The organism is Clostridium sp. C8-1-8, assembly GCF_009928445.1.
Classification (GTDB): Bacteria; Bacillota; Clostridia; order Clostridiales; family Clostridiaceae; genus Clostridium_AR.
The window spans coordinates 257527-284148 of record NZ_JAABNO010000001.1; the positions used below are offsets into that span (position 1 = coordinate 257527).

The window sequence follows — 26622 nt, forward strand, 5'->3', positions numbered from 1 at the left end:
TTAACACCCACATAGGTACAAAAACCTGTGTGGGTGTTTTTTACTTTAGAGTATAAGTTTTTCCTAGCTAAACCTCTCAATGCTGAGTGGTATGATAGTCCTTCAGTGTATACGGTAAAATAAAAAGCTTATATTTGTGCTAACAACTATTTATATAAAATATCCAAACTAAGAAATTAATTATATTGTACAAGGAGGAACAGAAATGAGTAATAATATTGTTAAACCATCAATACTTCCGGGGTTTATGGAGCTTACACCAAAGGATCAAATTGACTTTAATATGATGTTGGATACTATAAAGAAGAATTATGAAAAATACGGTTTTGTACCAATGGACACACCTATAATGGAAAAAAGCGAGGTGCTTTTAGCAAAGGGTGGTGGAGAAACAGAAAAGCAGATATATCGTTTTACTAAAGGTGATAATGATATATCCCTACGCTTTGATCTGACAGTTCCTTTTGCTAGGTTTGTAGCTCAAAACATGAGCTCTTTAAATTTTCCTTTTAGGAGATATCAGATAGGAAAGGTCTATAGAGGAGAGAGAAACCAAAAGGGTAGATTTAGAGAGTTTTATCAATGTGATATAGATATTATAGGCAATGGAAAACTAAGCATAGTAAATGATGCAGAGATTCCAGCTGTGATATATTCCATATTCAAAGAGTTAGGTTTTGAGAATTTTAAGATAAGGATAAATAATAGAAAGATATTGAATGGTTTCTTTAAAGCCTTAGGGATAGTTGATGCCTCGGCTGTGCTTAGAACTATAGATAAGTTAGATAAAATCGGCGAAGATAGTGTAAAAGAAGAGCTTTTAGCTGCTTTGAAGGAAGAACAGGTATCATCTATAATTAACTTTATAATGATAACAGGCAGTAATGATGAAGTAATTGAAGCTCTAGATAAATTAAATATACAAGAAGAAGAGTTTACTCAAGGACTAAATGAATTGAAAACTGTAGTAGAGTATATAAGAGCGTTTAAAGTACCTGAAAAAAATTATATGATAGACTTAAAGATTGCTAGAGGGTTAGATTACTACACAGGAACAGTATACGAAACCATATTAGATGACTATCCATCTATAGGTTCAGTTTGCTCTGGAGGAAGATATGAAAACTTAGCAGAATACTATACCAATCAAAAGCTTCCAGGAGTAGGTATATCTATAGGGTTAACAAGACTGTTTTACCAGCTGAGAGAAGCTAAGCTTTTAAAATCAAAGGAAAAGGAAAGTTTATGTGATGTGATTATAATACCTATGGATGGTGCTCTAGCTTATTCTATAGATACAGCTAATAAGTTAAGGGAGGCTGGAATTGTGACTCAGGTCTATTTTGAGGAAGGAAAGCTTCAAAAGAAGCTTAATTACGCAAATAAGTTAGGGATACCTTATGTGATACTTATCGGTGATGAAGAAATGCAGAGCAATATTTTAACAGTAAAAGAAATGGCTCAGGGGCAGCAGTTTAAACAATCTATTGAGGAAACAATTAAGCTGGTTGTATCAAATATATGATTATAAACTTCACAACTTGATTTTTGTTGAGATATATTTAGGAGATAAAAAAATAACATTTTCAATAAATTAGTTGAATAAATTTGTTTAGTTGAGTATAATATATAAAAAAATATAAAAAAGGCTATGATATAGAAAGAGTAAAAATATATTTCTTTTTAAGAGAGCTTCTGGGTGGTGTGAAGAAGCAAAGAGTTTATTTTGAATACATCTATTAGCTAAACACCAAACCCTTATAAAAGGTAGTAGGCTGTTTTCCGTTTCCTGCACAGGTTATAGTGCTAGAGTATCATGTTTTAACATTGTACTTGAAAAGGTTAGTGTCGTAAGGCATTAATAAACTGAGGTGGTACCGCGAAGTTATACTCTCGCCCTCTAGAGCAATCTAGATGGCGGGAGTTTTTTGTTTTCAAAAATAAAGTACAATTTTAAAAATATATCAATTAATGACTAGTCAATTTATCAATTTTATTTTCTGGGAAATAAAAATTACTTTATTAGTAGCTAAGGTTCATTGATTAATAAGCTATAGCGGGTTTATTAATTTGGTAAAGAAGGCATTCTTATAAGATTATTCTGCAGATAATTTTATATGTGCTTACTATGAAGCTAGATTTAAATTATTAATTTGATTAGGAGGTGTAGTTAAGATATAGCTAATTACTTAATTTTATTACATTATTTTAGGAGCCTTAATTCAAAATGTAATTTCTAAGTAATTAGCGGGAGGTCTTAACTTATTAGAAATGATAAATATAGAAGAGCAAATAAAAATAATATCCAAAGGTGTAGATGAGATTATAAATCTCGACGATTTAAGACTGAAAATAGAAAATTCAATAAAGGAAAGCAGACCATTAGTGATCAAGCTAGGACTTGATCCATCTGCTCCAGATATACATCTTGGTCATGCTGTTGTGCTTAGAAAGATAAGACAGATGCAGGAACTTGGCCATGAAGCTGTTATAGTTTTAGGTGATTTTACTGGAATGATTGGAGACCCAACTGGAAAGTCTAAGACTAGAAAGCAATTGTCTAAAGAGCAGGTCTTAGAAAATGCAAAAACTTATGAAAAGCAAATTTTTAAAATACTTGATGAGAAAAAGACAACGGTAAGGTTTAATAGTGAATGGCTTTCTAAGCTTAATTTTGAGGATGTGATAAATCTTGCTTCTAAAACTACGGTAGCTAGAATGCTTGAAAGGGATGATTTTAAGAAAAGATTTCAAAACAATCAAAGCATTTCACTTCATGAGTTTTTCTACCCATTGATGCAGGCTTACGATTCAGTAAGTCTAAAAGCAGATATTGAGCTTGGAGGAACGGACCAAAGATTTAATATACTGATGGGAAGAAACCTTCAGCAGGATTTTAATATAGAAAGACAGGTTGCTATTTTTATGCCTTTGCTTGAAGGTATAGATGGAATAGAAAAGATGAGCAAGAGCTTAGGTAATTACATTGGTATAAATGAAAGCTCTAAAGATATATTTGGTAAAACCATGTCTATACCGGATGATAAAATAATCAAATACTTTGAGCTAGCCACTGATATTCATCCTGATAAAGTGAATGAAATGAAAGCTAGGTTAGAAGAAGATAAAGTCAATCCAAGAGATATTAAGCTTAGCTTGGCTAAAGAGCTTGTAAGGTTATACCATGGAGAGGCTGCGGCGGAGCTCGAAGAACAAGAATTTATTAATATATTTCAAAATAAGAATATGCCTACAGATATAAAAGAGTTGGATATTACAAAAGATATGTTGGAAGTCATAAATAAAGATTTTGTTGGATTCTTAACTGAAAAAGCACTGTTTAAAAGTAGGAATGAGGGCAAAAGGCTCATTGCAGGTGGAGCAGTAAAGATTAATGGAGAGAAGCTTATTGACACGTCCACTGTTGAATTAAAGAATGAAGATATAATACAGATTGGTAAATTGAGGTTTTTTAGGCTTAGAATAGATTAGAGTAATAAGCTGAAAATAATTTGTGATGAATTTCAGTGATATACCTATAGTAGTGAGTGAAACTTAGAGTATTAAATATACAACAACTCATTGGCCTGGTATAAATTCTTTGCATTTATTTAGAAAAGGCAGTTACGTAAAAAGTTATAGATAAAAGTTATAAAACAGGAGGTAACCATGAGAATAGAAAAGGATTTTTATTCAAGAGATGCTATTACAGTTTCTAAGGAGCTTTTAGGAAAAGTATTGGTTAGAAATATAAATGGAATAACTTTTAAAGGAAAGATAGTAGAAACAGAAGCTTATATTGGTGCTATAGATAAAGCCTCTCATGCATATGGTGGAAGAATGACAGAGAGAGTTAAGCCACTATATGGACCTCCTGGTATTGTATATGTATTTTCTATATACGGTATGTATAATTGCTTTAATATAATTACTAAAGAAGAAGGAACCGCTGAAGGCGTGCTTATAAGAGGCATAGAACCCTTGGAAGGGCTAGAGGAAATGGCCAAAAGGCGATTTGATAAAGATATAGATACTTTAACTAAGGCACAGCGAAAGTCACTTACCAATGGGCCATCAAAGCTATGTATAGCTTTTTCTATAGATAAAAATGACAACTGGGTAGATATGACTAAAAGTGAAAGTATTTATTTAGAAGAAGCTAAGGAATCTAAAGTACTGACAGCAGAAGAAATTGTTGAAACTACAAGGATTGGAATTGATTATGCTGAAGAAGCTGTTCATTTCCCATGGAGATTCTACGTTAAGGGCAATGAGTGGGTTTCTAAAAAGTAGTATAGATATTTTTTTGATTGTAGTATTTATATCTAATGCTTCAACTTCTTAAGAAGTTAAAAATAAAACTTTATAAAAAGTTATATTTATATAAATATATAGTTATAATGCTGGTTACAGTAGTAAATATACATTATATGAGTGTCATAAAAATAGTTCTATTGAAAATAATATTAATGGTGATGTGCTATGAACCCTATTATTATTTTTGATAAAACCACAGGATATATTTTTTATTGTGAAGGCATAGAGGATATGGAATGGATATTCGTCTAATGGTGTATAAACTTCAGCTTAAGGAATTAATTATCAAGTGATATCATCTACACTAATGCTAGGGCAAGTATATTTTAAGGAGAAGAAATTTTAAATCTTCTCCTTAAAACATTCTTAGTAGCATATAAAGGTATCTATTCTTCTTATGTCTATACCAAAATATACCCATCTATAGAACATCCATCTCCATCCAGAAACTGAGTAACGATCTACTGAGGTTAGATATGCCCAGTAAGATCTTCCGTTATTTTGCCATATATAAGTGTATCTAAAAAGACATGGCCTAATTGAAGTTGGGCTTACAGCTTTTGTTTGTCCTCCGAAGGTTTCAGGTCCTCCAGCAAGTGTTTTTGCCTTAGGATCGTTTTTTGAAGGATTAAAGGATGGTGGTGGAGCCATAGGTGGTGTATTAACTGGAGGTGGAGGAGGAACTGGTCTGTCAGAAGGTCCTCTCATATCTTCTTCTAAGCTCTCATATATTGGAGCGTAAGTAAAACTAACATCAACTTCATATTCCCCAACCTCGTCAATATCACTTCCGTCATCATAAAATCTGAAATGACTGTTTGGATTGAAGTAATCATTATTAAAGAAATCCATTTTGATCTCCTATAAAATTTATCTCCTTATATGAATATGAGATTTATATCACTTAAGTTACAATATATGTTTAAAATACTTAAAGTCTTTAACTGTAGGCCCTTTTAAAGTACCGTGTTGTAAGTGATCAGTAATCCAATGCCTAGATTAGCTTGCGCTAATAACTTGCTTATATAGCATCTCCTCCGGAACCACTTGATTTAAGCAATATTCTTAAATATAGCCTTATTTTAAGAACTTTGTTTTTTGTTAGCTATAAAGTTTTAGTTATATCATTAGGATAAAATATAGTTAAAGGAAACTCTAGATGATAGTTTTATGCATAAATATACAAAGCGCGGCTCTCGATTGTATATTTTATATTTTTATGGATTAATAATCACATTGACAAAATCCTTGGTATAGATAATAATATAATGGACTCAATAGGACAAAAAGAGTACAACGTAGGTTATTTATAACTTACAAATACCTATAGGCAAGGTATAATATTGTTAAGATTAAAGATTACTCATTAGAGTAATCTTTAATCTTTTTTTTCCTATTTGCTAACTTTTAAAGCTTGACAGAGTTTAATGGTTAAACTAGAATAGATATAAATAAGAAAATATTAAGGTAGATAATACACTTTAAATTGGTCCAGAGAGGCCAGAAAGGGGTATGATTATGACACACGTTTTTTGTCGTGCAATTAAACAAATAGCTTTGATTATAATTGAATATCCTGCTGAATATATAGGGTATCTAAGAGATTAGTGTTTTTATTAATCTCTTAGATATCCTTTTGTTTTATTCTTTTCATGTCACAAGGGTTAATTTATTGCTCTTTAAAGAGCTTCTTATGAGTTTTTGATTGTGATGCTCTATATTCATAATACTGCATTTATCTAAGCGAATAGAGAGATCTAATCTTATGCTGGAGCTATATCCATTAAGATAAAGAGTAGAATTTTAACCTAAGTAAAAGTATAGGCTCATTATTAGAATAAATGATGAACTGTACGCATAAATTGTTATTGACGAATATTTATGCAATATGATTTAATAAATATACATGAATTAGTTCGGCGGGAACCTCGCTTGTAAAAAGTGTATTTTCCTTAAAGGATTATAAGGAGGACTATAATGAAAGCAAAGCTTATATTAGAAAATGGTATTGTTTTTGAGGGAAAAGCCTTTGGATACCTAAAAGAAAGTGTTGGAGAAGTAGTATTTAATACAGGAATGACAGGGTATCAAGAAGTGCTTACAGATCCATCCTATTATGGACAAATAGTTACTATGACTTATCCTTTGATCGGAAACTACGGTATAAACCTTGAAGACATGGAGTCTTCTGCTCCGAAGGTGAAAGGATTCATAGTCAGAGAAAAATGTGATTCACCAAGTAATTTTAGATGCGAATTAGAGCTAGAAACTTTTTTAAATAACAATAAGATAATAGGACTGCAAGGTATTGATACAAGAGCTCTCACAAAGATTCTAAGAGAAAATGGAACCATGAAAGGTATCATAACCTTAGAAGATATTTCTACTGAAGAGGCTATAAAAAAGACAGAACTTTATTCAAATAAAGATGCTGTTTGGGAAGTTACAACTAGTAGCTCCTATGAGATAGAAGGAAAAGGAAAACATATAGCTATAATGGATTTTGGTGTTAAGCAAAACATAATAAAAAGCTTTGCTAGAAGAGGCTGTAAGGTTACGGTTTTTCCAGCAAGTACACCTTTCGAAGAGGTTCTAAAAGTAAATCCAGATCTTGTTTTCCTATCAAATGGCCCTGGAGATCCAGAGGACTTAACAGAAGTAGTTGAAAATGTGAAAAATATGATAGGCAAGAAACCTATAATAGGCATATGCCTTGGTCATCAAATATTGGCTTTAAGCTTAGGTGGAAAGACTAAGAAGCTTAAGTTTGGACATAGAGGATGTAATCATCCTGTTAAGGATCTTGATAAAAACAGAGTTTATATTACTTCCCAAAACCATGGTTATTACGTAGATGTACTACCAAAAGACGTAAGAGCAACTCATATCAGTGTAAATGATGGAACTATAGAAGGAATGAGACATGAAAGCTTGCCTATTTTCTCTGTACAATTTCATCCTGAAGCAAGTCCTGGACCAAAGGATAGCGACTATATATTTGATGAGTTTATAAAATTTGCAGAATAGTTAGTAGTATAGAAAACTTAGGGGGTAACCATTATGCCAATTAAAAAAGATATAAAAAAAGTATTAGTTATAGGTTCAGGACCAATTGTAATAGGTCAGGCAGCGGAGTTTGATTATTCAGGAACTCAGGCATGTCAAGCACTTAAAGAAGAGGGAATAGAAGTGGTACTTGTAAACTCCAATCCTGCAACTATAATGACTGACGCAGAGGTTGCGGATAAAGTTTATTTAGAGCCTCTTACAATAAAATTTGTTGAGAAGGTTATTGCAGAGGAGAGACCAGATAGTCTTTTAGCTGGTATGGGAGGACAAACTGGTTTAAATCTAGCTGTTGAGCTTTATGATAAAGGTATACTTGATAAATATGGAGTCAAGGTTATAGGTACATCCATAGAGGGAATAAAAGAAGGCGAAGATAGAGAGCTTTTTAGAGCGATGATGCATAGAATCGGTCAACCTGTTATAAAGAGCGAAATTATAACAGACATGGAAGCAGGGAAAGAGTTTGCTAAGAAGATAGGATATCCAGTGATAGTGAGACCTGCATATACTCTAGGTGGAACTGGTGGTGGAATTGCAGACAATGAAGAGCAACTAGAAGAAATACTAGATTCAGGTTTGCAACTTAGTTCCATAGGTCAAGTATTGCTTGAGAAGAGTGTAAAAGGTTGGAAGGAAATAGAATACGAAGTTATGAGAGATAGCTTTGGAAACTGTATAACAGTATGTAATATGGAGAATATTGATCCTGTTGGAATACATACTGGCGACAGTATAGTTGTTGCTCCTAGCCAAACACTATCAGACAAAGAGTATCAAATGCTTAGAAGTGCATCTATAGATATAATCAATGCCGTTGGAATAGAAGGTGGATGTAACGTACAATTTGCGTTAAATCCAGACTCTTTTGAGTATGCTGTAATTGAAATAAATCCTAGGGTTTCCAGATCATCAGCTTTAGCATCAAAGGCAACTGGTTATCCAATAGCTAAGGTTGCTGCAAAGTTAGCCTTAGGCTATGCTTTAGATGAAATTAAAAATGCGGTTACTCAAAAGACTTATGCTTGCTTTGAGCCATCCCTAGATTATGTGGTTGTAAAAATACCAAAGTGGCCTTTTGATAAATTCCAAGGAGCAGATAGGGCTCTAGGAACAAAGATGATGGCTACTGGAGAGATAATGGCTATAGGAAGTGATTTTGAATCTGCATTCCTTAAGGGAATAAGATCTTTAGAGATAGGAAAATATTCTTTAGAGTTTAAGAAGTTTAGAAACCTTTCTATGAAAGAACTTAAAGAAAAAGTAGTAACTCCAGATGATGAGAGAATATTTGCTCTTGCGGAAATGCTTAGAAGAGATTATAGGATGGAGAAAATTGCTGAAATAACAGGCGTAGATATGTTCTTCCTAGAAAAGTTTAAATGGATAGTTGAAGAAGAGCAGAGATTAAGAATATCTAAGATAGGTGATGTAGATAAGGATTGGTTGTACAAACTTAAAAGAAAGGGATTTTCTGATAAGGGTATAGCAGATCTTTTGGAAGTATCTCCAGATGACATATATAAGTTAAGGGATATATGGAGCATAAGACCAGTATATAAGATGGTTGATACCTGCGGCGGGGAATTTGAAGCCTTATCTCCTTACTACTATTCAACCTACGAAACTCATGATGAGGTAGAAGTAAGTGATAAGAAAAAGGTTATGGTAATAGGATCTGGCCCAATAAGAATAGGCCAGGGAATCGAGTTTGATTATGCCTCAGTACATTGTGTAAAATCTTTAAGAAGCCAAGGCATAGAAACTATAATAGTAAACAACAATCCTGAGACCGTAAGTACTGACTTTAATATATCAGACAAACTATATTTTGAGCCTCTAACAGAAGAGGATGTATTCAACATAATTGAAAAAGAAAATCCAGATGGAGTTATACTTCAATTTGGTGGTCAAACTGCCATAAAGCTAGCAAAGTTCCTTAAGGAAAAGAATATAAAGACTCTTGGAACTACTTCGGATCAGATAGACATGGCAGAGGATAGAGAAAAGTTTGATGCTCTTCTTGAGGAGCTTGGAATCTATAGACCTAAGGGCAAGGCGATTTGGAGTCTAGAAGAAGGTATAAATGAAGCAAGAGAGTTAGGTTTCCCAGTACTAGTAAGACCTTCCTTTGTTCTTGGAGGTCAAGGCATGGAGATAACTCATGATGATGAAGAGTTGAAATTCTACCTAAGTAATGCCTTCGAAAAAGATAGAAAAAATCCTATATTAATAGACAAATATTTAATGGGAAGAGAAATTGAAGTTGATGCTATCTCTGATGGAGAAGAAGTACTTATACCTGGAATAATGGAACATTTAGAAAGAGCTGGAGTACATTCAGGGGATAGTATAACTATGTACCCAAGCCAAAATGTAAGTGCAAGTATAAAGGATAAGATTCTAGAGTATACAAATAAGTTAGCTCTTGCTATAGGAATAAAAGGCATGATTAATATTCAGTTCATAGAATTTCAGGGAGAACTTTATGTTATAGAGGTTAATCCTAGAGCTTCAAGAACTGTACCTTATATAAGTAAGGTTAGTGGAGTTCCTATAGTAGATATAGCTACAAGAATAATGCTAGGAGCTAAACTTAAGGACTTAGGTTATGGTACTGGGATATATAAGGAGCCAAATTTGATATCAGTTAAGGTTCCAGTATTCTCAACTCAAAAGCTTCCAAAGGTAGAGGTTTCACTAGGACCTGAAATGAAATCTACTGGAGAAGTGCTTGGAGTTGGTAGAACTTTAGAAGAAGCTCTTTATAAAGGATTTGTAGGAGCATACATGTATACCCTTAACAAAAAGAAGGGAGCAGTACTAGCTACTATAAATAACCATGACAAGGATGAATTCCTCCCAATAGCAAAGGTTCTTTCTGAGATAGGTTATGAGTTTGTGGCTACTTCAGGTACTGCTGAACTACTAGAAGCTGCTGGTATAAGTGCTAAGAATGTAAGAAAGTTAAATGAAGAGCATCCTAATATAATAGATGTTATAAAGAATAAAGAAGTAGACTTGGTTATAAATACACCAACTAAGGGAAATGACTCTAAGAGAGACGGCTTTCATATAAGAAGAGCTGCTGTAGAAAGAAACATAGGTGTTATAACCGCTTTAGATACATTCAATGCTCTTGTGCAAGTAAAACTAAGTAAAATGGAAGATAAAGACCTTGAGGTGTTCAACCTAGCGCAGAAATATTAATTTAAGCTGTCACTTAATTTAAACAATATTTGAATATACGCTAAATTAAATAGAGTTAAAATAAGAAAGCCACCTACATGTAAGGTATACCCTTTTCATGTGGATGGCTTTTTCAATGTCTAGATCGGTATAAAATTTTTAGTTAGCTAAACTTTAAAATATCAAATGATCATAGCAGTTTTTTTATAGAGTAATAAATTTTTTTATAAAGTTACATTTCTTTATGGTATTTAGAAAAGTAAAACATATACACAATATATATTAATAAGTACGCTACACCAACAAAGGCTATTACCTGAATGTGAGCGTTTGTAAATGCATATATAAGTATTAGTATTCCTAGGATAATTCCAACCACATCAAAGGCTTTTGCTTTAGCTTTAGCGTCAATGTCTATATTTCTCTCATCGGTTTCCTTTTGTTTTACAAAAATTCTAGAATATATAGTTCTAGTGATAGCGGATACAGCTATTGCAACTATTATAATTGTTACGGTCTTAGAAGTATACCCACCTATAAAAAACAAAGTGATTGATGAACATAGGAGTAAGATAATTACTAAAAAAAGAAAAATATAATTGAAAGGTTTCATTTTATTCACTCTCCTCATAAATAAAGATATCTTCAATACTCAGTTTGAAAAGCCTAGAAATCTTAAATGCTAATAATATAGAAGGGTTGTATCTTCCGTTTTCAAGTGAGCCGATAGTTTGTCTGGATACTTCTAATTTTTCAGCAAGTTCTTCTTGTGTTATGCCGTGCTGTTTTCTAATTTCTTCAAGTTTGTTTTTCATAATATTACCTCCGTTTAGAATGGAAAGTAAACTTTACAATTATAGTTTAACAATAACAATTAATAATGTCAAGTAAACTTTCCATATGCAAATATTCCTATAAAGAGAACACTTAGAATTTTAATATTACAGAATTTCTTATAATACTACAAAATCTATGTAAAATATTTTGAATAATATGTTGGAAAATGTATATAAATGTATTGACATGTGAACGGGTGTTCGCTACAATATAATCAAACGTATGTTCGGGAAAACTTTAGGCATAAATTTATGGACGAGCTAATATAATAAAACAAGGATAAAAAAGGGAGGACTTATGAGATGAAAAAAAATAGTGGTATATTTGTTAAGATTAATTATAAACTGGATCAAGCAGAAAAGCAGAAGATCAAGGACACTAATGCTAAATATAGAGAAATGAATTTATCAAAATATTTATTATGTGCTGGAACATATAATAAAAATGGTGGTACATTTATATTCCAAGCAAACACTTTTCAGGAAGCTGAAGAAATTGTAAACAATAATCCTTTTGTGGGTACTGATTATTATTCTTTTGAAATATTAAGCAATAATTATATAGCTTTAAATAATTAATGACTTAACAATAGTACACTGCAGGTTTTTCTTTTTATATTGGTTATGTTTAGAGTGTTGCTGAAAGTAAGTGGGTATAATTTCAACAGTATTATCTAGCAGAACCTTGGTTTTTATATTAGAAGACATATAAATAGTTCATATATCGAAGCTTAATGTATACTTGTTGTAAATTTGCTGGTTATTGGAACTTTAGAGCATGTATAAATAATAGTTGAGTTATGGACTCTATAAAGATCCACCGGTTTAATCTGTAAATATAAGCTTTAGCATGTATATATAATAGTAAATATATAGAATAAGTAAAAAGTACAGAATGCTCAAATCTGTACTTTTTAAGTTTAGGGTAAAATATAAAGTTTTTAGATTGTGTAGATATAATAATTAAGTTCAAAGCATATATGTAATTACTATTTATAACTTTCAAATATGTAAGATGTAATCTTAAAAAGATCTAAACTTCATATTGTACTGATGATATTACCAGAGACAATTCTTTCACTAAGCTTACTAATGAACCTACAGAGCTTCCATTAGTACTTTTAACTATCTTCACTTGAGGTCTAAGTGGATAGTCAGGTGGAGTGCTTTCAACAACACAGATATCTCCATTGCTTAGTTGTACTATAGTACCTTCTGGGTATGGAACTATTATTTTAGCAAAGGCTTTCACTATGTTATAATCAAACATTGTGCCAGCGTTTCCTAGAATGAATTCAAAAGCCTCATTAGGCGACAAACCTCGTCTATAGGGCCTGTCAGAAGTTAGAGCGTCATATACATCAGCGACCGAAACTATTTTTGCTAGCTTGTTTATCTTAGCTCCGTTTTGGTTATCTGGATATCCTAATCCATCTTCTCTCTCATGATGCTGTAATACTACCATTCTTGAGAAAGCTGAAACATTATGAGAATTTTTTAAGTAAGAATATCCTTTCTTAGGATGTTCTTTCATTATCTCAAATTCACTATATGTCAAAGGACCTTCTTTTAATAAGATTTCTTTAGGAATAAATACTTTTCCAATGTCGTGTAATAAAGCGCCTATGCAAAGATCTATCAGTTCGTGTTTGGTTAGTTGAAGCCCTATTCCGAGTACTAGGGAAAGTATAGCTACATTTACACAATGTTGGTATGTATATGCATCCATGCTCTTAATATCTACTAGATTTACCATTATATTTTTATTTGAAAGTATATTATCTAAAAGTTCTTCAGCGAGATCATGAATGGAGGATAGATAATCTTCCTTTTGTTTTAGAAGTATTCCTCTTTTCTTTTTGTTTAATGATGAATTATGAAGATTTGAATAAATTCTTTCTACATCACTAAAAGTTTCCCTAACTAATGCAATGGATTTTTGCCTTAATTCAGGTTTTATAATATCATTAATCTCTTTTTCGCTATATTCATCCGTTACATATAAGGAATAAATATGTATGTCTTTAATTCGTTTTATTATAGGGGAAGTTAGTTTTATACCTTCCTTTAGTAAAGTTCTTCCGCTTTCATCAAATAAAGTCTTGGCTAAATAACAACCTTCCCTTACGCATTCAATAGGAACTAGTCTCATTTCCTGCACCTCATCTTAAGATATATACTCAATTATACTACAAAAAGTTTCTAGTCTTCCATACTTTTATTAAATAATAGAAATTAATGACAAAGTATTATGAATTAATTATATTTTTTGTTCATATTGAAGTAAGTTAACATTTTTTATACAAAAGTTCATATAAGTATATTTATTTTTTATTGGACTTATGGATATTTACTTATTCATCGTTCAGTGGTGTAAGTAAAATTAAACATAAAAAAAAGCCCCTATAGAATAAATCTTTAAGGGCTATTTTTACTGTTTTATAAATCTATATCAAGTAGATTCTTCTTATAAGTACTATATAAGTATCTTAGTAAGGTCATCTTATCATCTAATTCTATTTGTAAATCTGAAGCAGTTTCTAGGTCATCTGATGCAATAGCTTCTCTAATCTTTGTGAATAAGCTCTTGTTAGTATAGCTATCCTTCATTATATAATGTCTTAAATCATTTATAGCCATCCAATTAGATATATCTAGGTCAAGTGCTTTATCAAGAGAATGAAGAGATTTATAACTTCTTATTTCTGAAGCATATTCAGCAATTACTCTGCTAGTTATTTCTGTAGTCCATCTTTTAGTAGCTCCAAGTCTGAAGCTGTTTATAAGCTTATCAGTAAATACATCATTTCTCTTTAATACTTTAACTTTCTCGGGATACTTATCTAAGGCTAATAAATTCTCATAAACTGTAGCTGGTGCTATACCAAAGAATTCATCTCTTTCCTCTGGTGTAAAGTCTTCGAAAACATCTTCTTCGGCTCTATATGCTCTGGATTTTTCAAGGTAATCAGCTTCTTCACCAGCCTTTTTTGAAAGCTCTTTAAGAAGCTCTTCTTCTGTTTTTCCGTTTTCTAAGGCATATAATATACCATCTAACATTGATAAATAAGCAGTACTTAATGCTAAATAAGTATTTGTATGAGGATTTGGTGCTCTTAATTCAAATCTTGTAGCTAATGGATTATGAGGATCTCTTACAAGACCAGCCAAGATAGTTCTGTTTCTTGAAGGTACTTCTGGGCTGTGACCTAATGAAGTAACTATGCAAACAGGAGCTTCAAAACCAGGTTTTAATCTTCTTAAAGAATCAGCAGTTGAAGAAACAAAAGGATTTACAACTTCGTAGTTCTTTAAAAGTCCCATTATAGCGCCATAGCCTATAGTACTTAAGAAGTCATTTTTTGTGGCTGTGAATAGATTTATTCTCTTACCATCCTTAAGCTTAACACTAACCCCAAGATGAGTATGTTCTCCACTTCCTGCAACGCCTTCTATTGGTTTAGCTAGGAAGGTAACATCTAACCCATTTCTTCTAAAGGTTTCTTTTACAAGATTTCTTATAAAAAGTTCATTGTCAGCAGATTGAATTGCGTCAGCATACTTCCAATCTATTTCTAACTGTTCCATTATGTGATTGAAATGACCTGAAGAATCGAACTTACCTTTAACTCCGCCAACTTCTTTGTGACCCATTTCTGGTTCGAAGCCGTATTCTTCCATAAGAATTAAACTTTGCTCAAGAGCAGTTCTTACTATACCCTTAGTTCTAGTCCAGTATTGCTCTTGCAACACTTGGGAAGTGGATAGTTCTTCAGTCTCCACCTTATCGTTAGGGGTTTTAACCCAGAATTCAAGTTCAGTTGCAGAGGTTATAACAATTTCCTTTATGTCATTTGAAGTTATTCCAAATGGTTTAAGAGTTTCAGGTTTATTATTAAATATATCAAGCAATGAGCTTTTGAAAGTTTCTACTGCGGATTTTAATATATGTCTTGAATCTACTGGCACATCTTCGTGATAAAGAAAACAAGGTATTCTTAAGGTTCCTACAGGCTTGTTTGTTTCTTCATCTATAAACTCATAGTTATAATCTACAAACCAATCTGCATCTAAGTCTGTTATCATATCTACCTTGGCATTATTCAATGTAGCTATTTCTGGAAGAACTACAGACGAACCGTCAGTTTGAACAGCGGTTCCACTTAAAAATGAATCTATATCCTCCTTAAATAAGCTTACAGGTATTTTTTCATCTGTATCGTTACCTGATAAATCTATGCCTACTATAGACACAAACTTTATTTCAGGATGAGAACTTAATAAGTTTAATAAATCCTCTTTGTTATGCTTATCATTACTAATAGTATAGATTAAATCTTTTGCCATAATATTTTGCTCTTACTAAATATATATTTAAGTAAGAGCGTGTTCACTTCCCTTCTTTATAAATTTTAGTGATTTTATAAGAGTAACTGGCTGTTAAATGAAATGCTTAAAAGAACCTTGAATTAATTACTATAAAGTTTATTATTGTACATCTATAGATTAATCACTTTAAAGTAGAGTTTACTAAGGCAAGAATGATATTTACTCATTCTTTATCTGAGTTTAATGATTAAAGTAGTAGATCTTTATTAGAGAACAATTACTTTTTACTAGATAGCATTAGCAATTTCTGAGATTTTAGATTAGTATTCAGAAACTATTAGTATTTTACTCTTTGAAAAATTATATATTACAAAATCTTTAGAATTGAATTTTGTAATATTGTATAGACAACCAATGGAAAAATAATATGATGGATCTTTCCTTCATATAACTGTAATTTACTTATTAGCTTAGATTTCAATATGAATTGGTATATCTATATAGAGTTCCTAACCAAATTATTAATTTATCCACTTCCCAAATAACCATAATTGGCCACTTTTCAGCAAGTATAAAATAAGTTTCGATATAGGAATTCCTTAGAAAGCATTGTATTATACTTATAAAGAGTAAAAGAAAAAGTAATATATTATAAAAAAATTGTAGTATAAGCAAACCTAAGGTGTCAATGAAATGATAAAGAAAAATCAATAAAAAAAGTCAAAAAAACCAAAAAAACTAGTAAAAATATGAAAAAAGAAAAATACCGTATGACAAATTATTAATTTTACAAAAAAATATAGCTTTTTTAGGTATTGGCCCGGATTTGATGATTGTAGAAATTTAGGATGCTATAATTTTGAATAGCAAATTAAAAGATAGGCACGTTTTGTGTAAAAAGGGTTTGAATACGAAAGGGGCTATTACGATGAGCAATTTTGGTGATTTATACGGTGTAAATGTATTTAACGATGCAACTATGAAGGAACGTCTTCCTAAGGCTACTTATAAGGCTGTTAAAAAGGCAGCTGCAGATGGGGTAGCTGTAGATTTAGCTACAGCTGATGTTGTCGCTTCAGCATTAAAGGATTGGGCAGTTGAAAAAGGGGCTACACATTTTACTCATTGGTTCCAACCACTAACTGGTATTACTGCAGAAAAGCATGATTCATTTATCAATCCTACAGGTGACGGTAAGGTTATGCTAGAGTTTACAGGTAAAGAATTAATAAAAGGAGAACCAGATGCATCTTCTTTCCCATCAGGCGGTAGCAGAGCTACATGTGCTGCAAGAGGATACACTGCTTGGGATATAACTTCTCCTGCTTTTGTTAAGGATGGAACTTTATATATTCCTACAGCATTTGTTTCATATACTGGTGAAGCACTTGATAAGAAGATTCCATTACTTCGCTCAATGGAAGCTCTTTCAAAAGAAGCTTTAAGAGTTTTAAAGGCTCTAGGAAATACTACAGCTACTAAGGTAACAACTACAGTTGGACCTGAACAAGAGTATTTTATAGTTGATAAGAAATTATATGACAAGCGTCCAGACCTTATATATACTGGAAGAACTTTATTTGGGGCTAAACCTGCAAAGGGACAAGAATTAGAAGATCATTACTTCGGTTCATTAAAAGAAAGAATATCCGACTTCATGAAGGATTTAGATAAAGAACTTTGGTCACTTGGAATATCAGTTAAGACAAAGCATAATGAAGTTGCACCAGCTCAACATGAGTTAGCACCAATATTCGGTACAACTAATGTAGCTACAGACAACAATCAATTAACAATGGATGTAATGAAGAAAGTTGCTTTAAGACATGGATTAGTATGCTTATTACATGAGAAGCCATTTGCAGGGGTTAATGGTTCAGGTAAGCACAATAACTGGTCAATGAGCACAGATGATGGACAAAATCTTCTTGATCCTACTGATGCACCACATGATAATAAGCAATTCTTATTATTCTTAACATCAGTTATCAAGGCTGTTAATGAATATTCAGATTTATTAAGAGCTTCTGCTGCAAATCCTGGTAATGACCATAGATTGGGAGCTAATGAAGCACCACCAGCTATAATATCAATATTCTTAGGAGATCAATTACAAGATCTAATTGAACAAATTGAAAAAGGTGAATTAACTTCATCTTTACCAGCAGGAGTGTTAGATTTAGGTGCTGCAGCATTACCTAAGTTAGTTAAGGATCCAACAGATAGAAATAGAACATCACCATTTGCTTTCACTGGTAATAAGTTTGAGTTCAGAATGGTTCCATCTTCAGGAAATATAGCTGATTGTAATACAGTTTTAAATACAATAGTAGCTGAAGTTCTTTCAGAAGTTGCTGATAGACTTGAAAAGGCTTCAGACTTAGATGCTGAAATAACTGCAATATTAACTGAAATTGTTAAGGAACATGGAAAGATCATATTCAACGGAAATGGTTACTCTGATGAATGGGTAGCTGAAGCTGAAAAGAGAGGTCTTCCAAATATAAAGACAACTGTTGAAGCTACTAAGGCTTATATAACAGAAAAGAACGTAGCATTAATGGAAAAGCATGGCGTATTAAGCAAGCTAGAAATGCATGCTCGTTATGATGTAAATCTAGAAAACTATGCTAAGACTACAAATATAGAAGCAGAAACAACACTTGAGATTGCTAAACGTCAAATACTACCAGCTGTTATCAAGTTTGAGACAGGCTTAGCTCAATCAATCAGCGCTGTTAAGGCTGCTGGTGCAGCTGCAGGAGTTCAAGTTGAACTTTTAGGCGAAGTGGACGAACTTGCAGTAGCATTAAAGAAAAACGTTGCTGAATTAGAAGCTTCAGTTGAAAAGGCACAAGCTTTAGAAGGAGACTCATATGAAGTTGCTCATTTCTATAAGTTTGATGTGTTTGAAAAGATGCAAGCAGTAAGAGCTGTTGCAGATAAGCTTGAAACTTTAGTTGATAAGGAAGTTTGGCCTTTACCAACTTATGGTGAATTACTATTTAACGTTTAATATTCAAGAAAGATAATTTATTCTTTAGTAAATTATAAGGAGCTGTGGCATTGGCGTTTATAAAACGCTGATACACAGCTCTTATTTGTATTATTACAATAAAAAAAATTGGATTTATTAGTTGTAAAGTAATAAAATAACTTTAGAGACTATAGCATGGGGTGATATATATGGGAAAGAATGAAAATATAAAGCCTATTGGATTTTTTGATTCAGGGGTAGGTGGATTAAGTGTAATGAAAAAGGCTATAGAATTTATGCCTTGGGAAGATTATATATATTTTGGAGATTCTAAAAATGCTCCTTACGGAACTAAAACTGTTGATGAAGTGAAAGAACTAACCTTTAATGCAGCAGAGTTCTTAATAAAGGAAGGCGTTAAAGCGTTAGTAGTAGCTTGCAACACTGCAACTTCAGCGGCTATTGATGAGCTTAGAGCTCACTATAAGGACATTCCTATTATTGGGATAGAGCCTGCGCTAAAACCTGCAGTAGAATTGAGTGATGGTGGTAAGATAATAATAATGGCTACACCAATGACACTTGCTGAGAAGAAGTTTAAGAAGTTAATGGACAGATATGCTGAAGAGGCTGATATAATTCCATTGCCTTGTGCAGGATTAGTAGAACTTATAGAGTCTGGAGTTACTGAAGGGGATGAGTTAGTACAATTTCTAGAAAACAAATTTCAAGATATAGATAAAGATACTATATCAGCGGTTGTTTTAGGATGTACTCATTATCCTTTTGTAAAAAAAGCTATATCTAAAGTTTTAGGAGATAAGGCTATACTTATAGACGGTAGTGAAGGTACTGCTAAGGAGTTAAGAAGAAGACTAGGCAAGAATGGTACATTGGGTGATAAAGGTAGAAAAGGGCAAATAAAGATATATAATTCTTTGAAAAATAATAAGATTATAGAGCTTAGTTATAGACTATTAGAATAACTATAAAAACAATAAAAATATCATAAAAAAAGTTTGTTAAAATATTGACAAAATACGCTGTTCTTGATATATTATATATAGAGGATGAATTATCTGAAAATTGTAAAAAAAGAATATTAATTCTTTATGAATATATATCAAGGGGATGATCTTATGAAGGTTAATGTAAGAAAGTTTTTAGGGGAAAATTTTGCTGTAGAGGATGCTATAGTGCTAAGAGAACTAATACAAGAAAACATTGGGGAAGAAATTGAATTAGATTTTGAAGGATTTGATAGAGTTCCAACCACTTTTTTATGCTGCTTGTTTACTGATTTAATAAACAAGAACGGTAGAGATTTTATTATTTCACACATAAATGTTAAAAACTTATCAAATTCTACAGATTACTCTAGAGTTGTTAGGGGAACAACTTTCAATTAATGTAGTTTTATGTAGAAAGACATTAAGATGAAAAATCTAAGTATCTGCTAGGAGTTTTATTCTGAAATGGTCAAAGACTATTATATGGCATCAATGATAAAGGAGTGTATTTAAGAGGTAGTTCTTGAATATACTCCTTTATTAGTTTTTGTCTTTTATTAAACTATATTTTAGACAAGGCTATGAGTAATTATAGTTAGATAATTTAAATTAATTTATAAGTTATTAATAAATTACCATTTTATGTACTGATAGCAATTATTGATATTAACCCTTAAAGTATTATATAATTTACCTATGTAGAATTTAACAAGGAAATATTGTCAATAATATAGATTATATTTCTGTATCTTGAAAGGAGAATTATTATGAATCCAATAGTTACTATAAAAATGGCACAAGGTGGGGTTATAAAGGCAGAACTTTATCCAGAGGTAGCTCCAAATACTGTTAAGAATTTCGTATCTTTAATTAAAAAAGGATTTTATGATGGAGTGATTTTTCATAGAGTAATACCAGGCTTTGTTATACAAGGAGGAGATCCACAAGGTATAGGTGTTGGTGGCCCAGGATATTCAATAAAAGGTGAATTTTCAGCTAATGGTGTTAAAAATGACTTGAAACATACAAAGGGAGTTCTTTCAATGGCTAGATCAGGTCATCCAGATTCTGCTGGCAGCCAATTCTTTATAATGGTTGCAGATGCTCCACACTTAGATGGCCAATATGCAGCTTTTGGAAAGGTAACTGAAGGCTTAGATGTTGTTGATAGCATTGTAGCGACAAAGACAGACTATAGCGATAAGCCTTATGAAGATCAAGTTATGGAAAAAGTAACTGTTGAAGGTGCAGATGAAATCGGAGAACCAGAAACACTATAATACAGCTATTTTAAGCTAAGTATAATTTCAACACAGTATTTTAGTATAGATTTTTTCAAAATAATAATAGTATTAAGCAGGATATAAAGATTTACCACTTCGATCAGAAATCTATTTTCAAGGCCACTCTGGGTTCTTAGAGGAGAATTTGAAAATATAAGGTTCGTTACGAAGTGGTAAACTTATACTAAGAATATTAAAGTATGGAATGGAGGTGTTTAAGGTGCTAGATAATCAAAAATGTATTTTAGCCTATGGGTTGGAAAAGGAAGAATTAAGTGAATTAGAGATTACAAAGAATAAGTTTATTGTAATAACCACTGAAATGGCTAATATGAAGATTAAGGATTTGGTTTCTGGATTAAAGTTTGAAACTGTGGCAGATAAAGCTACTCCGCAAGAAAAGGTTCTAATATTTAATAATTTTGAAGACAAGGAATTGCATGATCTTATAAAGATAGTTAGAGCTACAGTTAAGAATTCCATATTGGCAGTGGTTACTCCAACTTCAAGTGAGTGGACTTTTAGTTATTTAATAGAACACTTAATAGAAGAAAGAGAGTGGTATAAAAAGCAGAAAGGAAGAGTTTAATTGAGTAGGGTAGGAGAGAAGATAAAACAAGCAAGAACAGATGCGGGAATATCTCAAAAGGTTCTAGCTAAAAAGTTAGGTGTGGCAGAAAAGTTTATAAATGAAGTTGAAATGGGTAAAAGAATACTCAACGAAGCTCTTATAGAGAAAATTGCTAAAGTACTTAATACAAATCTAAATGATGTAAACATGGTTGTTACTGATGAAGACCTAAGAAAAGAAAAAGAAGTTAAGAAGGTTTATGAACCTAAAAAGTCAGAAGCTGCACCAAAGGGTGATACTGACGAAGTTTGGAATCAAGCTTTTGGTTCAGTGCTTAAGAGAGTTCCAATTTATGATTATTCAATGACAAAAGTGTATGACTACAAAGAAATGGTACTACACTCTAACAAAATAGAAGGACATAGCATAGATAAGGTTTTCTATATAAAGGTAGAAAATGATGATATGTCAGGCTTCAGAATCACTGAGGGAGATATTGCTTTTTGTCATAGCATAAAAGAAGTTGAAAACAACACTATTTGCTTATTAGAATTTAATAACAATAGGGTTATAAGACAGATAAAGAAACTTGATAGTACAAAAGTGCTTCTTATCAGTAATAAAGGTACTGTAAAAACTGAAACTGCTAATGTTAAGGACATAAAGCTTATTGGGAAGCTAGATAGATTAGAAATAATATTATAATTAAATATTTATACAATAATAGAGTAATGCGGTGCATTACTCTATTATTTTTTGAATAATTTAGTATATGGAAAGATTTTTAGGAGGAATTTACTATAGATACCGGAAAATTTGATGCATCACTTAATCTATTAGCCAACGTACCAAATGAATTAGTAGGAAAACTTTCGAAGATATCAGAAAACGAGACGATAAATCAAGGAAGTATAGAGGTTGTTGTATTATTTGGGGATAATGTGGATAAAGTTGTGCAATCTGTGGATAAAATCGGTGGAAAGCTTGAAAACTTGGGCTTTGGGTTTGGAATAGTAACTATTAAAGCTGTGGATATCAATAGAATATCTGAATTGCAAGGGGTTCAATATGCAGAGCTACCAAAGGTGCTATTTACATCGGATATTAACAGTAATAGAGCCGCTTGTGTGCCACAAGTTTATAGTGAATACAATTCCACTGGAGCAGGTGTATTAGTAGGTTTTATAGATACAGGTATTGATTACACTCATCCAGCTTTCAGAAACGCTGATGGGACTACTAGAATAGATTATATATATGACTTAAGCACCTTGGGAAAAGTCTATGATAGGAATACTATAAATCAAGCATTAAGATCTCCAAATCCACTAACTATAGTTGATATAACTGACCCTATAGGTCATGGAACTCATGTTGCAGGCATTGCGTGTGCTGGAGGTAATATAGATAGGCAGTATTATGGCGTAGCTTATGAGAGCTCTATAGCAATGGTAAAAACCACTCGGTATGGCTTTGCAAATTATGCACTTAGTACTCAGATAATGAGAGGAATAAGGTTTCTAATTGATAAGTCGGCAGAGTTGAATAAGCCTCTGGTTATAAATATAAGCTTAAGTACAAATGATGGTGCACACAATGGAACTAGTCTTTTCGAGCAGTATATACAAACAGTATGTACTCTAGAGAGAGTGGCTATAGTTATAGCTGCAGGTAATGAAGGTGAAGCGGCTCACCATGTAGGAGGAGAATTAAGAGATCAGATAAATATAGGATTTACAGTATCAGAAGGTGAACCTAGACTATCCCTTCAGCTTTATAAGCCACTTCTCAGTAACTTATCAATAGTTTTAACTACACCTTCTGGCGTTAGGAGTGGAGATATAGTCTTAAGTGAGGGTTATAAGGATGTTACTATAGGTGGCAACAGATGCCTCATCTACAATACAGGCCCTAGACCCTTTGATATATCTGGAGAAATAATAATAAGCTTTGTTCCTGTGGGAGAAAATATAAGTCCTGGAGAATGGGGGCTTACAATAAAAACCTTAAATCAATATAGAGGACTTTATGATATTTGGATGCCAATTACCGAAGGATTAAATCCTAATACTAGATTCCTACAGCCTAATGTATATAATACCTTAGGAATTCCAGCGACAGTTGAAGCTGCTATTTCTGTAGGCAGCTATGATTATAGAACTAATAATCTATCTCCTTTTTCAGGAAGAGGACGACTTTTAAATGTTTCCTTCAATAAACCAGACTTATCCGCACCAGGTGAAGGCATATTATCATCAGTAGAAGGGGGAGGTTTTGATTCAAAGAGTGGCACTTCTATGGCTGCTCCTCATGTGGCAGGAATATGTGCTTTACTTCTTCAATGGGGTATTGTCAATAAAAATGATCCTTTCCTATTTGGGGATAGATTAAAGTATTACCTTATGAGAGCGGCAAAGAGGGAAAGAACAGATGTTGTATATCCAAATCCAAGCTGGGGATATGGTACTGCATGTGCAGATAATGCATTTTCACTATTGAAAGCATCTCAAGAAGGAAGATTATATCAATTGAGTGACGATTATAGACAAGAGAACATAGAGCAAAGTGTTACTCCTAACAGCCCACAAAATCCACCGCAACAAAATGCAATAATACAAAATCAGCAGCCTGGGACTGTGTCCGGTACTAATCAAGGTGCTGGTAATAATACTCAACAGCTTCAACAGAATGCCGCAGGAACAACTACTGATTTAGGTGTACAGCAAAATCAAGGTCAGATAGGTGTATCTGGTGCTACTGGTATAGGTTCAAGTCAGCAAAGTCAAACTCAAGGAGTTGCCATAGGTGCGGAAAGTACAGGTACAAATAGTTTTCAAGGAAATCAATTTCAGGTAGGTCAGACCGTTGCTACAGCACAGGGAGATCAACTAATTAATACACAAGGAGTAACTGGCAACACTGGATTTGGTGGAACTACAGGATTAAGCAATCAACCTGCAACAGGGGGGGCTACTGGTCAAACTGGAACTATACAAGTGACGCCTCAGATAGCTCAAGAAGGTGGGCCGAACCAAAATCTGCAAATCAGTGCAGAGGGCAATTTATTTTTAAATCCTAACTACAGATACTTTGCTATCGAGTATCAAGGAGATATTAAGCGAGCTATAAGTAATTATCCAGATGCTGATGTTCTCATATTAGATGAATTTAATGCGGTATTAGTAGCGCCAATAAATAGAGTATTTGAAATTGCAAAAAGTGTACCTGAGGTGGTTAACCTGGATACGGGAAGACTATATACCTTATCAGCGTTATCTCCAGTAGAAGCTTCACAAGCCACATTGTTTCATAATAATGTATATCTTCCTCTGGATGGCAGTGGCGTAATAATAGGTATTGTAGATACTGGTATAGACTATTTAAATGAAGAGTTTATAAGGGAAGATGATACCTCTAGGGTAGTTAGAATATGGGATCAGACCATTCAAACTCCAAATCAAATTCCCATAGGCTTCCCTTTTGGAACAGTATACACAGAACAGCAGATAAATAGTGCTATCAAGGCTAAAAGAGCCGGAACCGACCCTTATGCTATAGTACCTACAAAAGATGAGATTGGACATGGGACACATATGGCAGGACTCGCTGCAGCAAGAGGTAAAAATCCAGCTTTAGTTGGAGCAGCACCAGGAAGTGATCTAGCTATAGTTAAGCTAAAGGAAGCTCCCCAAGGGTCCTTAGATTATTTTTATGCTTATGATGGAGAACGTGGTAGCTATGGAAATGTGGATGTGTTATTAGGTATAAAATATCTTTACAATCTAGCGCTTGAACTTAGAAGACCTATGGTAATATATATACCGCTAGGAACTAACCTAGGCTCCCATGATGGCAACTCATCTATGGAAAGGTATATAGATGAAGTTTGTAAAATTAGGGGGATAATTGTAGTTACTACTGTAGGCAATCAAGGTGAAGCTGATAACCATACTACTGGAACCTTAACTAAAAATGGTGATAGCAGCATTATTGAATTAAGAATAGGCAAGAACCAAAGAAATATATTAATAGATATTTGGGTAGGAAAGCCGGATAAATATTCATTATCTATTGTATCTCCTTCTGGAGAGATAATCCAAAGGATCCCTCCTAGATTGAATCAAGCAATAGATGTAAATTTTGTTTACGAAAGAACTAAAATGAATATAGAGTACTTTATTCCTGAAAATACCACTGGTGATGAAAGAATAGTAATAAGAGCGGAGAACATAAGAGAAGGAATATGGCAGTTTAAGATTATTGGTGATTTGGTGGTTACCGGAAGGTATGATTCATATCTTCTTCAAAAAGAACTTTTAGCACCGGATACTAAGTTTTTGAGTGGAAACCAATATACCACACTTACACTGCCAGCTACCTCAAGAAGAATAATAGCTGTTGCCTACTATAACCAGAATAATAATGCAACAGTTGGTGAATCTGGCAGAGGATACACTAGAGATAATAGGATAAAGCCAGATATAGCAGCCGGTGGTATTAATGCACTTACTACAGATGTTGGAGGTGGGACAGTTACTATTTCCGGTGCAAGTGTGGCTGGTGCAGTTACTGCTGGTTGCTGTGCAATACTTTTGCAATGGGGAGTAGTGGAGAAGAATGATCCTACCATGTATGCAGCCAATATAAAGACTTATCTATATAGAGGAGCTACAAAACGAGAAGGTGACGTATATCCTAACCCACAGTGGGGATACGGTATGCTTAATATGAAAGGAGTATTTGACAACATAAGAAGTGCTATAAACATGAAAGAGGATTCAGCAGTAGAAGTACTCGGACAGAATGTTGAAAGTAATGATAAAAATCAAGCAAGAAGACAGAAATTAAATACTGAGAACAACTTGTATATAGAAAGCGAGGAGTTTATACAGTATAGTAAGGGGAATCTGTTGATTAGAATACCGAAGTCTAGTAGATAAATCTAATATATAATTTATAATAAAGGCTCTCAAAATATAATGTATTATATAAATTAAAAGTAATCATATTGTTCACAAAAGTTTTATTAAAATCATAATATATT

General features: G+C 32.9%; 18 protein-coding genes and 1 other annotated feature. Of the genes, 13 read left to right on the top strand and 5 right to left on the bottom strand.

What is annotated here, in order from left to right; all coding sequences use genetic code 11:
• Positions 1-205: 205 nt before the first annotated feature.
• The 3 genes from hisS (at position 206) to GXK57_RS01100 (ending at position 4293) form a co-directional block, all read left to right on the top strand.
• Entirely contained in the window at positions 206-1525 is a 1320-nt protein-coding gene (gene hisS / locus GXK57_RS01090; RefSeq protein WP_160670164.1) for a histidine--tRNA ligase, read from the top strand.
• Positions 1526-1642: 117 nt separating this feature from the next.
• Positions 1643-1904, top strand: a binding site (T-box leader).
• Between the two features lie 367 nt (positions 1905-2271).
• Positions 2272-3492: a tyrosine--tRNA ligase gene (gene tyrS, locus GXK57_RS01095; RefSeq protein WP_160670167.1), complete on the top strand. Its 1221-nt coding sequence runs from the start codon at positions 2272-2274 to the stop codon at positions 3490-3492.
• Positions 3493-3669: 177 nt separating this feature from the next.
• Positions 3670-4293 carry a DNA-3-methyladenine glycosylase gene (locus GXK57_RS01100; protein WP_160670170.1) on the top strand — a complete coding sequence of 208 codons (624 nt, stop codon included), beginning with the start codon at positions 3670-3672 and terminating at the stop codon, positions 4291-4293.
• A gap of 390 nt (positions 4294-4683) precedes the next feature.
• On the opposite strand, the gene GXK57_RS01105 is transcribed toward GXK57_RS01100, so the two are convergent.
• Positions 4684-5169 carry a hypothetical protein gene (locus GXK57_RS01105; protein WP_160670173.1) on the bottom strand — a complete coding sequence of 162 codons (486 nt, stop codon included), beginning with the start codon at positions 5167-5169 and terminating at the stop codon, positions 4684-4686.
• Positions 5170-6294: 1125 nt separating this feature from the next.
• On the opposite strand from GXK57_RS01105, the gene carA reads away from it, so the two are divergent.
• Both carA and carB read left to right on the top strand, forming a co-directional pair.
• Positions 6295-7344: a glutamine-hydrolyzing carbamoyl-phosphate synthase small subunit gene (carA, locus tag GXK57_RS01110; protein ID WP_160670175.1), complete on the top strand. Its 1050-nt coding sequence runs from the start codon at positions 6295-6297 to the stop codon at positions 7342-7344.
• Between the two features lie 33 nt (positions 7345-7377).
• Positions 7378-10593: a carbamoyl-phosphate synthase large subunit gene (gene carB, locus GXK57_RS01115; protein ID WP_160670178.1), complete on the top strand. Its 3216-nt coding sequence runs from the start codon at positions 7378-7380 to the stop codon at positions 10591-10593.
• A 211-nt stretch (positions 10594-10804) separates the two neighbouring features.
• Here the strand turns inward: carB and GXK57_RS01120 are convergent, their stop codons facing one another.
• Both GXK57_RS01120 and GXK57_RS01125 read right to left on the bottom strand, forming a co-directional pair.
• The gene (locus tag GXK57_RS01120) at positions 10805-11185 is read right to left on the bottom strand and encodes a hypothetical protein (RefSeq protein ID WP_243156341.1); all 381 of its coding nucleotides are present in this window, start codon (positions 11183-11185) and stop codon (positions 10805-10807) included.
• A 1-nt stretch (position 11186) separates the two neighbouring features.
• Positions 11187-11387, bottom strand: a complete 201-nt coding sequence (locus tag GXK57_RS01125; protein ID WP_128211076.1) for a helix-turn-helix transcriptional regulator — start codon at positions 11385-11387, stop codon at positions 11187-11189.
• A gap of 324 nt (positions 11388-11711) precedes the next feature.
• Here GXK57_RS01125 and GXK57_RS01130 point away from each other — a divergent pair, with 324 nt between their 5' ends.
• Positions 11712-11987: a hypothetical protein gene (locus GXK57_RS01130; protein ID WP_160670181.1), complete on the top strand. Its 276-nt coding sequence runs from the start codon at positions 11712-11714 to the stop codon at positions 11985-11987.
• Between the two features lie 454 nt (positions 11988-12441).
• Here the strand turns inward: GXK57_RS01130 and GXK57_RS01135 are convergent, their stop codons facing one another.
• Both GXK57_RS01135 and GXK57_RS01140 read right to left on the bottom strand, forming a co-directional pair.
• Positions 12442-13560: an HD-GYP domain-containing protein gene (locus GXK57_RS01135; RefSeq protein WP_160670184.1), complete on the bottom strand. Its 1119-nt coding sequence runs from the start codon at positions 13558-13560 to the stop codon at positions 12442-12444.
• A gap of 287 nt (positions 13561-13847) precedes the next feature.
• Positions 13848-15755, bottom strand: a complete 1908-nt coding sequence (locus GXK57_RS01140; RefSeq protein WP_160670187.1) for a glutamine synthetase — start codon at positions 15753-15755, stop codon at positions 13848-13850.
• A 910-nt stretch (positions 15756-16665) separates the two neighbouring features.
• Here GXK57_RS01140 and GXK57_RS01145 point away from each other — a divergent pair.
• The 7 genes from GXK57_RS01145 (at position 16666) to GXK57_RS01175 (ending at position 26518) form a co-directional block, all read left to right on the top strand.
• Positions 16666-18753 (top strand): glutamine synthetase III, encoded by a 2088-nt coding sequence (locus GXK57_RS01145; RefSeq protein WP_160670190.1) that lies wholly within the window; start codon positions 16666-16668, stop codon positions 18751-18753.
• A 170-nt stretch (positions 18754-18923) separates the two neighbouring features.
• Entirely contained in the window at positions 18924-19700 is a 777-nt protein-coding gene (gene murI / locus GXK57_RS01150; protein WP_160670193.1) for a glutamate racemase, read from the top strand.
• Between the two features lie 153 nt (positions 19701-19853).
• On the top strand, positions 19854-20123 hold the full coding sequence (locus GXK57_RS01155; RefSeq protein WP_160670196.1) for an STAS-like domain-containing protein: 270 nt from the start codon (positions 19854-19856) through the stop codon (positions 20121-20123).
• A gap of 368 nt (positions 20124-20491) precedes the next feature.
• Complete coding sequence (locus tag GXK57_RS01160; RefSeq protein WP_160670199.1) at positions 20492-21004, top strand: peptidylprolyl isomerase; 513 nt, start codon at positions 20492-20494, stop codon at positions 21002-21004.
• A gap of 223 nt (positions 21005-21227) precedes the next feature.
• Complete coding sequence (locus tag GXK57_RS01165) at positions 21228-21596, top strand: DUF3783 domain-containing protein (RefSeq protein WP_160670202.1); 369 nt, start codon at positions 21228-21230, stop codon at positions 21594-21596.
• Positions 21597-22283: a LexA family transcriptional regulator gene (locus tag GXK57_RS01170; RefSeq protein ID WP_160670204.1), complete on the top strand. Its 687-nt coding sequence runs from the start codon at positions 21597-21599 to the stop codon at positions 22281-22283. It abuts the gene before it with no gap.
• Positions 22284-22378: 95 nt separating this feature from the next.
• A complete protein-coding gene (locus GXK57_RS01175; RefSeq protein ID WP_243156349.1) occupies positions 22379-26518 on the top strand; it encodes a S8 family peptidase in 4140 nt (1379 codons plus the stop codon).
• Positions 26519-26622: the final 104 nt, after the last annotated feature.